Annotated in this window: 13 protein-coding genes and 1 pseudogene; 11 read left to right on the forward strand and 3 right to left on the reverse strand. The window is 57.2% G+C overall.

Annotation, left to right across the window (positions count from 1 at the left end):
• Positions 1–245: 245 nt before the first annotated feature.
• From zntR to H598_RS0102290, 4 genes and pseudogenes are all read left to right on the forward strand, one after another.
• Positions 246–641 (forward strand): annotated as a pseudogene (gene zntR, locus H598_RS0102275) (Zn(2+)-responsive transcriptional regulator); the annotation flags it as partial.
• 8 nt (positions 642–649) lie between these two features.
• On the forward strand, positions 650–1,912 hold the full coding sequence (locus H598_RS0102280; protein WP_035415104.1) for an SO_0444 family Cu/Zn efflux transporter: 1,263 nt from the start codon (positions 650–652) through the stop codon (positions 1,910–1,912).
• Positions 1,913–2,179: 267 nt separating this feature from the next.
• A complete protein-coding gene (locus tag H598_RS0102285) occupies positions 2,180–2,464 on the forward strand; it encodes a hypothetical protein (protein WP_028111564.1) in 285 nt (94 codons plus the stop codon).
• 1,004 nt (positions 2,465–3,468) lie between these two features.
• Complete coding sequence (locus H598_RS0102290; protein ID WP_028111565.1) at positions 3,469–4,509, forward strand: DcaP family trimeric outer membrane transporter; 1,041 nt, start codon at positions 3,469–3,471, stop codon at positions 4,507–4,509.
• Between the two features lie 175 nt (positions 4,510–4,684).
• Here H598_RS0102290 and H598_RS0102295 read toward each other — a convergent pair whose 3' ends face one another.
• Complete coding sequence (locus tag H598_RS0102295) at positions 4,685–5,785, reverse strand: porin (RefSeq protein WP_084144281.1); 1,101 nt, start codon at positions 5,783–5,785, stop codon at positions 4,685–4,687.
• A 293-nt stretch (positions 5,786–6,078) separates the two neighbouring features.
• Here H598_RS0102295 and tcdA point away from each other — a divergent pair, with 293 nt between their 5' ends.
• Positions 6,079–6,873 carry a tRNA cyclic N6-threonylcarbamoyladenosine(37) synthase TcdA gene (tcdA, locus tag H598_RS0102300; RefSeq protein ID WP_028111567.1) on the forward strand — a complete coding sequence of 265 codons (795 nt, stop codon included), beginning with the start codon at positions 6,079–6,081 and terminating at the stop codon, positions 6,871–6,873.
• A gap of 73 nt (positions 6,874–6,946) precedes the next feature.
• Positions 6,947–7,975 (forward strand): hypothetical protein, encoded by a 1,029-nt coding sequence (locus H598_RS25370; RefSeq protein ID WP_051252282.1) that lies wholly within the window; start codon positions 6,947–6,949, stop codon positions 7,973–7,975.
• A gap of 3 nt (positions 7,976–7,978) precedes the next feature.
• Here H598_RS25370 and H598_RS0102315 read toward each other — a convergent pair whose 3' ends face one another.
• Together H598_RS0102315 and H598_RS0102320 are read right to left on the reverse strand one after the other, a co-directional pair.
• Positions 7,979–8,428, reverse strand: coding sequence for a SufE family protein (locus H598_RS0102315; RefSeq protein WP_035414975.1), 450 nt, complete (start codon positions 8,426–8,428; stop codon positions 7,979–7,981).
• The gene (locus tag H598_RS0102320) at positions 8,421–9,632 is read right to left on the reverse strand and encodes an aminotransferase class V-fold PLP-dependent enzyme (RefSeq protein ID WP_028111570.1); all 1,212 of its coding nucleotides are present in this window, start codon (positions 9,630–9,632) and stop codon (positions 8,421–8,423) included. Before H598_RS0102320 ends, H598_RS0102315 begins: the two co-directional genes overlap by 8 nt.
• Before the next feature lie 225 nt (positions 9,633–9,857).
• On the opposite strand from H598_RS0102320, the gene H598_RS0102325 reads away from it, so the two are divergent.
• From H598_RS0102325 to H598_RS0102345, 5 genes are all read left to right on the forward strand, one after another.
• Positions 9,858–12,434: an acylase gene (locus H598_RS0102325; protein ID WP_028111571.1), complete on the forward strand. Its 2,577-nt coding sequence runs from the start codon at positions 9,858–9,860 to the stop codon at positions 12,432–12,434.
• 211 nt (positions 12,435–12,645) lie between these two features.
• Entirely contained in the window at positions 12,646–12,975 is a 330-nt protein-coding gene (locus H598_RS0102330; RefSeq protein ID WP_035414978.1) for an ArsR/SmtB family transcription factor, read from the forward strand.
• Complete coding sequence (locus tag H598_RS0102335) at positions 12,972–13,208, forward strand: thioredoxin family protein (RefSeq protein ID WP_035414980.1); 237 nt, start codon at positions 12,972–12,974, stop codon at positions 13,206–13,208. The genes H598_RS0102330 and H598_RS0102335 overlap by 4 nt, the downstream gene beginning before the upstream one ends.
• Before the next feature lie 23 nt (positions 13,209–13,231).
• Positions 13,232–13,705 (forward strand): nitrophenyl compound nitroreductase subunit ArsF family protein, encoded by a 474-nt coding sequence (locus tag H598_RS25375; RefSeq protein WP_051252284.1) that lies wholly within the window; start codon positions 13,232–13,234, stop codon positions 13,703–13,705.
• The gene (locus tag H598_RS0102345) at positions 13,702–14,394 is read left to right on the forward strand and encodes an aromatic aminobenezylarsenical efflux permease ArsG family transporter (RefSeq protein WP_028111574.1); all 693 of its coding nucleotides are present in this window, start codon (positions 13,702–13,704) and stop codon (positions 14,392–14,394) included. The genes H598_RS25375 and H598_RS0102345 overlap by 4 nt, the downstream gene beginning before the upstream one ends.
• Positions 14,395–14,397 lie beyond the last annotated feature (3 nt).

Raw genomic sequence — 14,397 nt, forward strand, 5'->3', positions numbered from 1 at the left:
TTATTATGGGAAGATATTTCGCTAAACCGTCACCGAACGCCTTGGCGAAATACCCTCGTCAGGACCCTGTTATACCCTGCAGTCTGTGGCGCGCATTGTACGTGAAAATGCTCACAAAATCAGGTCTTATCCCGAAGTATCGTTCGCACATAAGAAAAGAGCGTTCCAATATAATAAAAAACATTTGACCTTTGACCTAACTCCAAGGTTTATACTGGCTGCCATAGAGTAAGCGGGAGTGAATCATGTACAAGATTGGTGAGCTGGCAGCGGCCTGTAAAGTAAAGCCAGATACATTAAGGTTTTATGAGAAGAATGGCCTGTTAAATCCAGCGAATCGCTCTGACAAGGGCTATCGCATCTACAGCGATGACGATGCTCAGCAGTTGCGCTTCATCCTACGGGCCAAGGCGATGGGCTTTAGCCTGTCGGACATCAGGGAGCTGTTGAATATCGAAGCCAGCCGCTCTGATTGGGCCTGCGCCGATGTCAAAGGGATGGTGGAAGCCAAGGCGCTGGAGCTGCAAACCAAGATTGATGAAATGACTCGCCTGCGTGATTCCCTGCAAGAGTTAGCGGATGCCTGTTGTGGTGGCCCGGAAAGCGCCATTCATTGCTCGATCCTCGACACTCTGGAGACCAAATGATGTTGTTGTTAGAGAATTTCCTCGATCTGTTTCTGGACTCGGCACCCTGGCTGTTGCTGGGGCTGTTCCTGGCGGGGATGCTGAAGATGTTCGTGCCGATGGAATGGATGAACCGTCAACTGGGCGGCCATGGATTCAAGACCACCCTCAAGGCGGCGGTCTTTGGTGCGCCGCTGCCGTTGTGTTCCTGCGGTGTGATCCCCGCCGCCGTCGGTCTGCGTCGCTCTGGTGCCTCGAAGAGCGCCACCACGTCGTTTCTGGTGTCCACTCCGGAAACCGGAGTGGACTCGGTGTCGGTGTCTTACGTGCTGCTTGGGCCCTTTATGGCGGTGGTTCGCCCCATTGCCGCCATTACCTCGGCCATAGTGGCGGGCCTGCTGGTGGGCAAAGACGATGAGCCCGACGCTAAGCCGCAATTGAAGATGACGCCGCTGCAGTCGGCCCCGGCGATGATGGCGGCGCCAGCCGCTGGTTTCAAGCCCGCTTCCAAGGCTCAGAGCAGTTGCTGTGGCAGCAAGCCGGAACCTCAGGCTCAGAGCAGTTGCTGTGGCAGTAAGCCCGAGCCTAAGCCTCAGAGCGGTTGTTGCAGCACTAAACCAGAGCCCAAGCCTCAGAGCAGTTGTTGCGGCTCTAAACCGGCGGCCAACGCCGATGCCGGTTGTTGCAGTGCCCAGTCTGAGCCCAAGGCCACGGACTCGGTGATGAGTCGAATGTGGCAGGGCGTTGTGTACGCCAGCACCGATCTGGTGAAAGACACCACGGTGTGGTTGCTCATCGGCCTGTTCTTTGCGGCACTGGTGAATACCTTTGTGCCACCCCAGTATCTGGCCCAGTGGGGCGATGGCATCCTGGCGATGTCGCTGATGGTGCTGGTGTCTGTGCCCATGTACATTTGTGCCACCGCGTCGACGCCCATTGCGGCGGGGCTGTTGCTGGCCGGCGTGTCGCCCGGGGCCGTACTGGTGTTCATGATGGCCGGCCCGGCCACCAACATCGCCACCCTTGGGGTGGTGCGTAAAGAGTTAGGTGCTCGGGCCCTGTGGGGCTATCTGGGCGGTGTCATCGGTACCGCCATGGTGTTTGGTTTCGTGGTGAATTTCCTGGTCAGCCAGTACGGATTTACCGTGACCCCCTTGGTGGGGGAGGAGCATCGCATGTTGCCTGAGCCACTGGTGTATGGCAGTGCCCTGCTGCTGGCGGTATTGATGTTCAAAACCCTGACCCAGACCGTTAAGCGGCGACTGATGCCGGCCCCTCAGGGTTAAGACTGCACCGATTCAGAGTAAGACAACGCCGCCTCGCGGCGTTTTTTTTTGCAATGGCCGGGGCGGTTGAGGTTGGCGATCGGCGATGGGCCGGGAGCCTGTCCTTGTCCTGACTCAAAGCGTGGCGCCGAGGGTGTGGTAGACTTTCTTTCTATAGACAGTTGGATTTGCTGTCTTTTTTGGCAGTGGGTGCGTTGAAAGTGGTTTGCACGTACCTGTTGAATCACCCTTCGGCACCGGATGTGGGGTCGGAATTCGGAGAGAAGCATGAGTGCGTTATTGGTATTGGTGACGGCCCTGGCCGTTGAACCCGGCTTGGACGGGGTAGAGAACGGGGTTGAGTACGTGTGCAGCAACGGCGACAACGAGCGCCGTATTCAGGTGATCTATCCAAAAGGGGCGCCTCTGCCCTGTGAAGTGCACTACATCAAAGGCAGTGACAGCAAGGTGCTGTGGCGGGCCAACAATGAGCCTGGTTATTGTGACGCCCGGGCGGCGGAGTTTGCCGAGAAACAAAAAGCGATGTATTTCCCCTGCACTCAGAATCAGTGATGGAGTGCCTTCATCAGCCTGAACCAGGCCGGCGCAGTGCGCCGGTTTTTTTTATCTCGAGTTGGGTGCCGGCCGATTGCCGAGGGAGTGGGGCCTTTGGGAACATCTTTTTTCACATCGGGCACAGACTGTGACGGTTTTTGCCCTCTGGGACAAAAATGAGAGGTTGAAATCGATGGAAAATCGTGCTGGCAAGGGCTGGGCGGAGTGTATGGCGAAGTTTGGGGTGAGCGGCATGAGGTGCCTGACTCTATAAAAGGCGGTTAAAGTCAGTCATCCCTGTATATAAATAACGGAAACAGTGGTAACTAAATCACCACTGAGTGATGTGTCTCGATTATTTGCCGATGAAAAACTGTCGCCAGTTACATTTTTTCATCGACAGTTACCAACACCGATGTTTGTGTGATCTGGATCGGCGCTAAAATAGTGGCTACCCAGCAGTGATGTGTATGCCTGAAATATGATTTACCTTTTTATTATTTAAGTCCTGTTTAATTAATTCCAGTCTATTTCTACAAAGCCCTTTGTTGTCACCTTTATATCGTAGGCTTATGACATCTGCCGGTCTGAGTTATAGCTTCGATCATCGGTTTTGATGTGGTTCTGGCCTGAAAGTTCACCCTCCGATGCCACTCAATCTCTCTAATTTAACACTCTCTGCACTTTGAGGTGCATTTGTGATCGCGGGCGCCTTTCTGTGTCGCATTGTGAGATTGATCCTGTTGGTGTCGTTGTTGGGGTGGGCTTCGTCGATGTTTTGTTGGGGTTTTGCGATCGCGATCGCGGCAGGGGTGGCCGGGTGAAGCCAGGGTGGGTGAGCCCTTGTTAAATTCCGCGGTGAATTGTTTCAGTCTGCGCGTGGCGAACGATGTGAGTTTGTGAGCTTGATTGGTGCGCTATTTACTTGTTGGCGCCGACTGCAACAACCGACACGAATGACTAACCCGGTGGCCCTTGATACGACGCCGGGCAACCCCTTCACCTTTATAAGGGAAACTGAGATGTTTGTTTCAAAAATTAAAAATGCTGCGTTAGTTGCCTCTCTTGCCGCTTTGGCTACCCCTGCAATGGCCGCTTATGAAATTCAACTTAATGATAATGATAAATTGATTTTCGGCGGTTACATTAAAGTCGATGCCCGTTATGTTGACGGTGATGTGGCTTATAAAGATCAGTGGACCGGTGGTGGTACTGGCCTTGCCGAGAGCGCTTCTCAATTCCGTATTTTTGCCAACGAAACCCGCTTTAATACCAAGTACATCCACGGTGACCTGACCGGTTTCATCGAGATGGATTTCTTCGGTGGCGGCGGTAACGAAATTATCTCCAACTCCATCAACCCTCGTCTGCGTCACGCCTTCATCCAGTACCAGAACGTATTGGCCGGTCAGACCTGGACCACTTTCATGAACACCAGTGCCATTGGTGAAACCGCCGATTTCGGCAGCACCATGATGGGCATCTCGTTCTTGCGTCAGGGCCAATTGCGTTACAGCAACGGTGGTCTGCAGTTGTCACTGGAGAACCCAGAGAGCTTCGGTGGCGATACCGCCAATGACAAGTTGCCTGACGTGATCGCCAAGTACACCTTCAAGGGTGACTGGGGTAACGTCTCCATTGCTGCGGTAGGTCGCCAGCTGAATACTGACGGCGGCAATACCGAGACCGCCATCGGCGGCTCCATTGCCGGTCGCATTCACACCTTCGGCAAAGACGATCTGCGCTTCCAGTACCACCAGGGCGAACTGGGCCGCTACGTGGGTACTGCCGCGGTCAAGGACCTGGTGGGTGAAAAGGTAGAAGATACCACCGCCTATAACGTGGCTTACCGTCACTTCTGGACCGAGTCCCTTCGTTCCACTCTGATCTACGGTCACATCGAAGGTGATGTGTCCGGCAACGAGACCAGCCAGTGGGGCGTTAACCTGTTCAAGAACCTGACGCCGGAGCTGTCGGTGGGCATGGAAGTGGGTAACTACTCCATCGATCACGAAGACAAAGACTCCTTCTACGGTCAGTTCTCCATGCGCTACGCGCTGTAAGGATAAACGGGTGGCCGGGAAACCGGCCGCCGTGTTAGAGGTGTGCACTCAGGACCGAGAGGCAATCAGCATGGCCGTCCCCACTAACGGGGCATCGACTGAGGGTCGTTCGGGCACAAAAAAAGCCAGTCGCTTGGCGACTGGCCTTTTAATGACAACTGCTAGCGCAGCGTCATTAGAAGCGGTAGCGCAGACCTACGGTGAATACGCTGTCGTCGATGTCTTCAGCACCTTTCACGGAAGCATCGTAGTAGGCGTAGTGGCCGTAAACGTAAGCCGCTTTGCTCAGAGTGTAGTCACCACCGATGGTGTAGTTGGTGACGTCTTCAACGGTACCGGCGTTGGTGGCATCGTCGTTGGCTTTCTTAGCGAAAGTACCCATGCCGCCGTCGTCGAAGCCGTACTGGGCTTTCAGCATGAAGTTACCCAGAGGGTACTTGGCGGAAACGGTGTAACCGGTGGCGTCGATGCTGGAATCGGCAGTCTTTTCGCTGTCCTGGTAGATGGCGGCCAGAGCCAGTTCGCCAACCTTAACCTGACCGGTGATACGGTAAGCAGTCAGGCCCTTGATGCCGTCAACGTAGCCGGCACCAACGAAGAACTTGGCCTTCTTCAGCGTCTTGTCGCCGTAGCCAACCATCAGGGCGAAGTTGTCGCCTTCTTCGACTTTATCAGTACCAGGAATATCATTGGTATTGTTGTCGTCTTCCAGGATGTAGGTGGCTTTACCAGAGAACAGACCCATGCTTGGCAGGGTGTAGGTGATGCCGTCGGCAACACGATCCTGACCAGGCAGGATCATGGTGATGTCGGCGTTCAGGTTACCGAATGCATCGGCGCCGCCTTCGGAGCCTTTAAAGGCGGTGTCGTTACGACCGAAGACCACTTCACCGAAACCACCGGCCAGACCCAGGTAGGTGTTACGAGAAGAGAAGGTGTCGGCATCGTTGTCGGTACCGTTAACACCGAATTCGGCCTTGTAGACCAGCTTCAGTGCGCTGTTGATCTCGTGAGCGCCTTTGATACCGATGTTGGAAGAGTTGTTTTCCAGCACGGTGCCTTTGTCGTTGGAGGTACCCTGTACGGTGTAACCGGTGTCGGAATCGGCTACGGAGATGTTCAGGTCACCATAGAAAGTAGGCATTTCTGCCATAGCACCAAAAGAAGCTGCTGCGAAGATGGAAGCAACTGAAAGGGCTAGCGTCCGTTTTTGCATGATCATTTTACTCCTGACGATCAATGAATACCCGACCCTAAATTCACATCGCGGCAACATTTAATCCCGCAGAGTAATGAAAGATCAGGCTTTTTAATTATTTTGCGCCAACGATTCTGGCAGGAAGCGTGTGACATGCAACCGTCTTGGGTGGCGTTTTTTGAGTTGGCGCACGTTTTTGGGTGAAAAAGTTGTGAATCTTGCTCAGCATCAACAAACGACCATTTAATTCATTGAATCAATGAAACTATCTGGTTATGGTTATCGGTTCCTCTCTGTGAAAATCTGCGTCTGCATCGGCTCGCTCCGATTGCCCTGTTATACTGCCTGCCTCTGTTTCTGGAATTTCAGCAATGAACGACGATTACCTTCAGCGATTCGGTGGAATCGGCCGCCTCTATGGAGCCGCGGCACTGCAACATTTTTCCCAGGCCCATGTATGTGTGGTGGGCATCGGTGGCGTCGGCACCTGGGTGGCCGAGGCCCTGGCCCGCAGCGGCATCGGTGAACTGACCCTGATCGATCTCGATGACATCTGCATCACCAACAGCAATCGCCAGTGTCATGCGTTAACCCAGACCATTGGTCAGTCCAAGGTGGCGGTGATGGCCCAACGCATCCGTGACATCAACCCGGACTGCAAGGTCAATGAGGTGGAGGAGTTTGTCGACAGCGACAACCTGTTTGAGCTGATTGACGATGGGCTGGATTACCTGGTGGATTGCATCGACAGCGTCAAGGCCAAGGCGGCGTTGATTGCCCATTGCAAGCGGCGCAAGATCAAACTGGTGACCGTGGGCGGCGCCGGTGGCCAGATGGATCCCACTCGGGTTCAGGTGGCGGACTTGGCCAAAACCTATCAGGATCCCCTGGCGGCCAAGGTGCGTAACCTGCTGCGGCGTGACTACAACTTCAGCAAGAATCCGAAACGCCGCTTTCAGGTGGAGTGTGTGTTTTCGGATGAGCAACTGAAATACCCCGGTGCCGACGGTCAGATCTGTCTGGCCAAAGGTGCTGCCGAGGGCCCCAAGGCGATGGATTGTGCCAGTGGCTTTGGGGCGGTCACGCCACTGACCGGTACCTTTGGGTTTGTGGCGGCCAGCCGGGTGTTGATAAAACTGGCGGAAAGGGCCAATCGCGAAGCCTGACGCCAAGGCGGTTTGTCGGGGAGACCCGCCGCCACATATACTTAAACAAGGACATAGAGATCAGGGAGGTGGCATGCTGGGGCGCAGAGGCAGATTCGGATTTATGCTGCTGTTGCTGTGCGGTGCGCCCGGTTGGAGCGTCGCCGCCGGCAGCTCCCCTGAGTCGCAAGAGCAGCCGCAAGAGCAGCCGCAAGAGCAGCCGCAAGAGCAGCCGGAGCCGGAATCCGAGGCGGATCGGCCACAGCTGGATCAACAGCTGCGCTGGTTCGATAAGGCCCACACCCTGTTGTCCGGTTCGGCGCAATCTTCGGCGCTGTGGTTTGATGACTTTTTCGGTCCCAGTGACGATGCCGATCAGGCCAGCAGTCATTTTCGGCTGCGATTGCAGCAGGAGTTTGTCGAGCGCGAAGAGGACGAGTTAAGGCTGAGGGTCTCGGCGTCCTACTACCTGCCAAAAACCTCGAAACGCCTGAAGTTGTTATTGGAGTCTGATGAGCAGGATGACCTGTCCCAGGTCAGTGACAGCCTCGGGGCCGACGTCGACGCCACCACTCGGGCGGCGCTGCGCTGGATTCCGATCAATCTCGACTCCTGGGATTTGTCGGTGGATCTGGGGGCATCGCTCTCTTCGGGACTGACCCCCTTCCTTAGAAGCCGGGCGCGCTACTTTGAGTCCATCGATGACAATACCCTGCTGAAACTGTCTCAGGAGGTGCGGGTGGAATCGGACGATGGCTGGAGCGAAACCTCGCGGCTCAACCTGGAGCGGGTCTATGACGATCATGCCTACCGATGGCAAAATCGTGCCCGCTTCGGCGAGGAAACCGAAGGGTTGGAGTGGGTGACGTCACTGAGTCGCGTGCAGTGGTTGGACGACAAAACCGCCTTTTCCACCTTTATTGCCGCTTCCGGAGCGACCCGGGATGACGGCGACGAGAGTGAGATTCGGCGGCTGGGTTTCACCTTTCGGCGGAATTTTGCCCGTGACTGGCTGTACTATGAGATCGAGCCACAGCTGACCTGGCCCCGAAAATACGATTTCGACACCAACATTGAGCTGCAATTGACGCTGGAGGCGCAGTTCGGTGAACGGCGCCACTGAGGGTTACTGCCGTTGCCGTGCCAGTATGGCGCTGACCAGGGCACTCAGGCCGTTGGCCCGGGAAGGGCTCAGGTGTGCCGACAGCCCCAGGGTGTCAAACCAACCTTCCAGATCCAGCTGAGCCAGTTGCGCCGAGCTCTTGTGGTTGCAGGCACTGAGGATCAGTACCAGTAACCCCTTGATGATTCTCGATTCGCTGTCGGCCAGGAAGTGGTGGATGCCCTGCTCGTCCTGATGGTGATACAGCCAGGCGGCACTTTCGCAGCCGGAGACCTTGGCAGACGGTTGCTGCCAGCGGGGCTCCAGCACCGGCATGCGGCTGCCCAGCTTCATGATGATTCGGTAACGGCCCTGCCAGTGACTCTGGGCCATCAACTCCTTATCCAACTCCGCCTGATCGATCTCAGCCCCCAGGGGGGAGTCGATAAACTGCTGCACGCCGGGCTTAGTCATTTAAAAACTCCGTAATCTCTCGCAACGCCGCGACAAAGGCGTCCACTTCCGCTTCGGTATTGTAAAGGGCAAATGAAACCCGACAACTGCCTTTCAGCCCCAGAGCCTGCATTAACGGTTGACAGCAATGGTGACCGCAGCGCACGGCGATACCGGCCTGATCCAGTAAAATGCCGATGTCCTGATGGTGTTCGCCGTCCACTCGAAAGGAGAGGGCGCCCAGGTTGTCGCCGTCGGCGGCGATGGCTTCGACGCCGTCCAGTGCGTACAAGCCCGCTTTGGCCCGGTTCATCAGCGCCCGTTCGTGGCGGGCAACGGCGTCGGTATCCAGAGACTGGATGAAGCTGAGGGCGGCGCCAAGGCCGATGGCTTCGGCGATGGCCGGAGTGCCGGCTTCAAATTTGTACGGCAACTGGTTGAAGCGACTGCCCTCAAAGCTGACGGTATCGATCATCTCGCCGCCGTATTGGTAGGGCGGCATCTGCTGCAGCAGTTGCTGACGCCCCCATAACACGCCGATGCCGGTGGGGCCGTAACACTTGTGTCCGGAAAAGGCGTAGAAGTCGCACCCCAAGGCCTGCACATCCACCGGCAAGTGGGCCACCGCCTGGGCGCCATCGACAATGGTGATGGCCCCTACGGCTTTGGCGGCGGGGAGCATCCGCTGCAGTGGCGCCTGTTTGCCCAGGGCATTGCTGACCTGAGTCAGGCTGACCACCTTGGTGCGGGGGCCAAGCAGGGATTCATAGGCGTTCAGATCCAGATCGCCGTTTGGAGTCAGCGGAATGGGCACCAGTTTGGCTCCGGTCTGAATTGCCATCTGTTGCCATGGGACGATGCAGGCGTGGTGGGCCCAGGTATCCATCAGAATTTCATCGCCGGGTTGCAAAAGGTGGCTGCCCAGGGAGCGCGCCAGCAGGTTCATCGCTTCGGTCGTACCCCGGGTGAAGATCACCTCTTCTCGTGCTGGTGCATTGAGGAACTCGGTCACGGTGTCGCGGGCGCTTTCGAAGTCGCGGGTGGCCAGATCCGACAATCGGTGTGCGCCGCGATGCACGTTGGCATTGTGACGCCGATAAAAGTGGTTCATGGCATCGAGAACGGCCAGCGGTTTTTGGGTGGTGGCGGCGTTGTCGAGGTAGATCAGTCCGGGCTGAGCCAGGGCCGGGAACTGCTCCCTGAGCCGCGACAAGGAAGGGGTCATGGTCACTCCGAAGGCGAATGTTGGCGGCGAAGGATGACGAATCTCCGCCCCGCTTTCAACTCTGTGCAGCATAGGATATCAGGTTTGCGGTGATCGAACCTTTTTCAATAGCCTTGGTTAATTGATTGTTATCAATGTTGAAACGGTGTGGATCTCTCTGGTCGGAGCTGCTTAAATGACCTTTGGCTCACTGGGGAGGTGGGCGTGACAACAAGGATGACGATAATGAAAAAAACACCTTTATGGATAGCCATGTCGCTGGCGTCCGGCCTGCTGGTCAGCGGCTGCAGTAATGACGATGACCGCCAAGACAACGTTACGCCCGAGCCTGAGCCTCAGGTGACGGTGTTTGCCCCCGATGGCAAACTGGACGCCCGTATTCGCCGCACCACCTACGGGGTGCCCCACATCGAAGCCGATAACATCGAAAGCCTGGCCTTTGGCTCGGGTTATGCCCAGGCTCAGGATCACCTGTGTTTGCTGGCTGATGGGGTGATCAAGGCCAACAGCGAGCGCTCCAAGTACTTTGGGCCTCATAAGAGCATCGATTTCGCCACCGGTCTTCCGCTTGAGGAGGACAACCAGAATCTGGTTAATGACTTCGGCTACAAAGCCCTGGGGGTTCGCGAAGCCGCAGTAAACGCGATGCCGACTCTGGGTGAGCGTTCACGGGCGATGTTGTCCGGCTTTGCCGCCGGCTACAACCTGTATCTGGCGGATCTGGCTAGTGGCGCCGTGACCACGCCGAACCTGCCTTGTGCCGGTCAGCCCTGGGTGAAGCCGATCACCGACGTCGACATGCTCACCTACCTGTTTTCCATTGCTCTGTTGCCGGGTGCGGCCAACTTCCTGGATTTGATCTTCTTTGCCAATCCGGGGGACGGCGACGAGTACCTGCCGCGGCCCGCGGCGACCGCCCTCAATAGCCCGGCATCTAAAGCGATGCTGGCGGACGTACGCACCAAGGCGTTGGCGCGATCGCAGACGCTGACCACCCCGCAGGTTAACCCCATGGACATGGGCTCCAACGGCTGGGGACTGGGGGCCGAGGTGACCGACAACGGCAAAGGGATGGTGCTGGGCAACCCTCACTTTCCCCATACCGGCCAGCTGCGCTTCTGGCAGTCACACCTGACCATTCCCGGCTTCCTCGATGTGATGGGGGGATCGCTGGTGGGGATGCCCGGCGCGGTGAACATCGGCTTTAACCACAACCTGGCCTGGACCCACACCTTCTCCACCGCCGAACACTTCATCATGTACAACCTGGCGTTGAAACCGGGGGATCGCCTCACTTATCTGTTTGACGAGCAAGAGATGGCCATTACCCCTCGTACCTACACGGTGGAGGTCAACATCGGCGGCGGAGTGACGATTCCGCTGGAGAAAGAGGTGTATCTGACGGCCAAGGGGCCGATGGTGGAAGCACCACCTCAGCTGGCTCCCTTTGGTTGGGACGACAGCCAGGCGTTCTTCATTCAGGATGCCAATATGGCCAACACCGATGTACTCGAGCACTGGTCGGCCATGAACTTCGCCACCAACTTGGAGCAATTCCAGCAGGCGTTCAAGGACTTCGACGGAGTGATCTTCAACAACACCATGTACGCCGATGATCAAGGTAACGCCTTCTACATCGATGACTCCACTGTTCCCGGGCTTAGCAGTGATGCCGAAAATGCCATCTGGCTGAGCCCGGACATTCGTGCCGCCAGAGAGAGTGCCGGTTTTACCATTCTGCCCGGCGATGACTCCATGTTTGCCTTTGACGCTCCGGTGGCTTACGACCAGGCGCCGAAACTGCTGCGTCAGGATTTCGTTCAGAACTCCAATAACTCCTACTGGATCACCAATCCGGCTTCCCCCATTGAGAACGTATCGCCGCTGTACGGCGACCGCAGGGTAGAGCAGAGCCTGAGAACTCGAATGGCGTTGACCTTGATGAACGACGCCCGCGGTGACGATGGCAAGTTCAGCCGCCAGGAGGTGGAAGCGGCGTTGATGTCCAACCGGGCTTATCTGGCCGAATTGGTGTTGCCACAGTTGCTGGAGCAGTGTGAGGCCCAGGGCAGCACCCCGGTGGTGGTCAGCGACAGCCTCAGCGTCGATGTCTCCCCCGCCTGTGCCGCGTTAGCCAAGTGGAATGGGGCCCAGAATCAGGACAGCGTTGCCGGTGCCCTGCTGAGGGAGTTCGGCTATCGCTTCGACAGCGAGGCCCACCTGGATGTGCCTTTTGTGTACACGGATCCGCTCAATACCCCGAATACGCTGGCGGCCGACGGTTCCGCACTGGTGGCGTTAGCGGCAGCCAGTGCCACCCTGACCGACAACGGCTTTGCCCTGGATGCGCCGCTGGGCAGCATGCAGTTCGTGGAAAAGTCGATGCCTGACGGCAGCGCTTCTGGTGCTCGTTTCCCCTGGGCCGGAGCCAACAACCGTGAGGGCGGTTTCAATGTGTTTGCCTACTCCAATGAAGCCAACGATGACACCCTGCTGCCACAGCATGCCTATCCAGCTGCAGTGGACGCGGTCACTGGTGCGCCGACGGCGTCTGAATTGACGACCGAAGGCTACCATGTGCGTTACGGCTCCAGTTGGATGATGGTGGTGGGCTTTGAGGAGCAGGGGCCACAGGCGCGGGGATTGCTGACTTACTCCGAGTCTAATAACGCCCTGTCTCCCCATTGGAACGATCAGACTCAGTACTACTCGCAGAACACCGCCCTGCGGCCGTTGCTGTTTACCGAGTCCGCCATTGCTGCCGAGACGCTGTCGGACATCAGCATTCAATTGCAGAAGTAACTCGGTGAAATCGACATTCAGGGCCTCTCGATGAGGCCCTTTTTTTGGCTCACTGAACGGCGTTATTTCCCACGGCGTTGTTTCCCACGGCGTTGTGCGACCCGGTTCACGAACCTGACTTCCCGCCGCCCTGTTTGCAGAATTCCGCTCGACCTGATCAAAACATTTGGCTATTTTGCCAAGTGTTGAATCTATTTATCTGGATGAGCGTATGTTATCGACCACTCCCGACTGTGACCGCCTGCATCAGCGTGCGGCGGTGCTCAAGGCTCTGGCCCACCCGACCCGGCTGTGGCTGGTGGAGCAACTGCAGCAGCAAGAGCGCTGTGTGTGTGAGCTGATGGAGGAGGTGGATGCCGACATCTCAACGGTTTCCAAGCACCTGGCTGTGTTAAAGCAGGTAGGGCTGGTGGCCGTGCGCCGACAGGGCAAACAGCGCTACTACCGGCTGACAACCCCCTGTCTGATGTCGATGTTCCACTGCATCGAACGGGTTATCGATCATCGCTCGCCACTCACCAAGCAAGAGGAAGCATCATGAAAGTTGAAGTACTGGGATCCGGTTGTAAGAAGTGCAATACCCTGGCAGAGCTGATTGTTGAGCGGGCTCAAGCCCTGGCGATTGGCATTGAGTTGGTCAAGGTCAGCGACATGGCGGTGATTCTGGAGTATGGCGTAATGTCCACGCCGGCCATTGTCATCGACGGTGAAGTGAAAGTCAGTGGCGGTTCGCCGACGGCGGCCGAGATCGACGCCCTGTTGCAAGCACGCTAAGCCGTCGGCAAGAGGTGGCAGTTATGAGAGTGATCCAAGCATTGCTGGTGGTGGCATTGTTGTCCGGTTCGGCATGGTGGGCCTGGACTCAGACCCAGCCGACGTCGGTTGCGGCCGCGGCGGTGGCGTCTCCGAACTACCAATTGGGGCCGAATCAGCATCTGACGGTGTACTACTTCCATGGCAGCGCCCGTTGCACCTCCTGCGTGACCATCGAGCAGCTCACCCGCGAGGCGGTGGAGCAGGGGTGGCCTGAATTGGTGCAGCAAGGTCAGGTGGAGTTGCGCAGCATCAACGTCGATCTGGCGGAGAATCGGCACTACATCGATGACTTCCAATTGGTGACTCGCTCGGTGGTGGTGTCTCTGGCGCAATCGGGGACTGAGCCAAGGTGGCGCCGGCTGGACTCGGTGTGGCAGCTGTTCAACAACCGCCAGGCCTTCTTTCAGTACCTGTACGGCGAAACCGGTCTGTTGGTGACCGGAGCGCCATCATGACCGCATTGATGCTGGCGGCATTGAGTGCACTGTGGTTGGGGGTTTTGACCTCGGTCTCCCCCTGTCCACTGGCGACCAACGTCGCCGCGGTATCCTACCTGAGCCGTCAGGTATCCAGTCCCCGCAGGGCGGTGCATCAAGGGCTGGCCTATGGCCTGGGGCGAACCCTGAGTTACCTGGCCTTGGCGGCACTGCTGTTGGGCGGCGCCTTGTCGGCACCGGGATTGTCACAGTTTCTGCAGTCCAACATGAACATGATGTTGGGCCCGGTGATGGTGCTGGTGGGAGTGGTGTTGCTGAACTGGCTGCGGCTACCGCTGCCGTCCATGGGGTTGTCTGAGTCTCTGCAGCGGCGCCTGAGTCAGGGTGGCTTGCCGGGGGCGATGGCACTGGGAGCCTTGTTTGCTTTGTCGTTTTGCCCCACTTCAGCGGCGCTGTTTTTTGCCTCATTGCTGCCGTTGGCCATGGCCCATCAGTCGGTGCTGATGCTGCCGGGCATGTACGGTATTGGCACCGCTCTGCCGGTGCTGGGGTTTGCCATGATGGTGAGCCTGGGCACGTTGCAACTGGCGGCGGTTCACCAGCGTATTGCTCGGGCGGAGTTGCTGTTGCGGCGGCTGTCCGGGCTGCTGTTCCTTGGGGCCGGTTTGTATTACTGCTGGGTGTATTTAACCCCACTGATAGGGTGAATG

The sequence above is a fragment of the Ferrimonas kyonanensis DSM 18153 genome (assembly GCF_000425405.1).
Lineage (GTDB): Bacteria > Pseudomonadota > Gammaproteobacteria > Enterobacterales > Shewanellaceae > Ferrimonas > Ferrimonas kyonanensis.

What these genes read in the sequence shown, in the direction of transcription:
- H598_RS0102285 (WP_028111564.1), top strand. Translation starts at nt 2,180, where the DNA reads ATGAGTGCGTTATTGGTATTGGTGACGGCCCTGGCCGTTGAACCCGGC.
- H598_RS0102290 (WP_028111565.1), top strand. Translation starts at nt 3,469, where the DNA reads ATGTTTGTTTCAAAAATTAAAAATGCTGCGTTAGTTGCCTCTCTTGCC.
- H598_RS0102295 (WP_084144281.1), bottom strand. Translation starts at nt 5,785, where the DNA reads ATGTTGCCGCGATGTGAATTTAGGGTCGGGTATTCATTGATCGTCAGG.
- tcdA (WP_028111567.1), top strand. Translation starts at nt 6,079, where the DNA reads ATGAACGACGATTACCTTCAGCGATTCGGTGGAATCGGCCGCCTCTAT.
- H598_RS25370 (WP_051252282.1), top strand. Translation starts at nt 6,947, where the DNA reads ATGCTGGGGCGCAGAGGCAGATTCGGATTTATGCTGCTGTTGCTGTGC.
- H598_RS0102315 (WP_035414975.1), bottom strand. Translation starts at nt 8,428, where the DNA reads ATGACTAAGCCCGGCGTGCAGCAGTTTATCGACTCCCCCCTGGGGGCT.
- H598_RS0102320 (WP_028111570.1), bottom strand. Translation starts at nt 9,632, where the DNA reads ATGACCCCTTCCTTGTCGCGGCTCAGGGAGCAGTTCCCGGCCCTGGCT.
- H598_RS0102325 (WP_028111571.1), top strand. Translation starts at nt 9,858, where the DNA reads ATGAAAAAAACACCTTTATGGATAGCCATGTCGCTGGCGTCCGGCCTG.
- H598_RS0102330 (WP_035414978.1), top strand. Translation starts at nt 12,646, where the DNA reads ATGTTATCGACCACTCCCGACTGTGACCGCCTGCATCAGCGTGCGGCG.
- H598_RS0102335 (WP_035414980.1), top strand. Translation starts at nt 12,972, where the DNA reads ATGAAAGTTGAAGTACTGGGATCCGGTTGTAAGAAGTGCAATACCCTG.
- H598_RS25375 (WP_051252284.1), top strand. Translation starts at nt 13,232, where the DNA reads ATGAGAGTGATCCAAGCATTGCTGGTGGTGGCATTGTTGTCCGGTTCG.
- H598_RS0102345 (WP_028111574.1), top strand. Translation starts at nt 13,702, where the DNA reads ATGACCGCATTGATGCTGGCGGCATTGAGTGCACTGTGGTTGGGGGTT.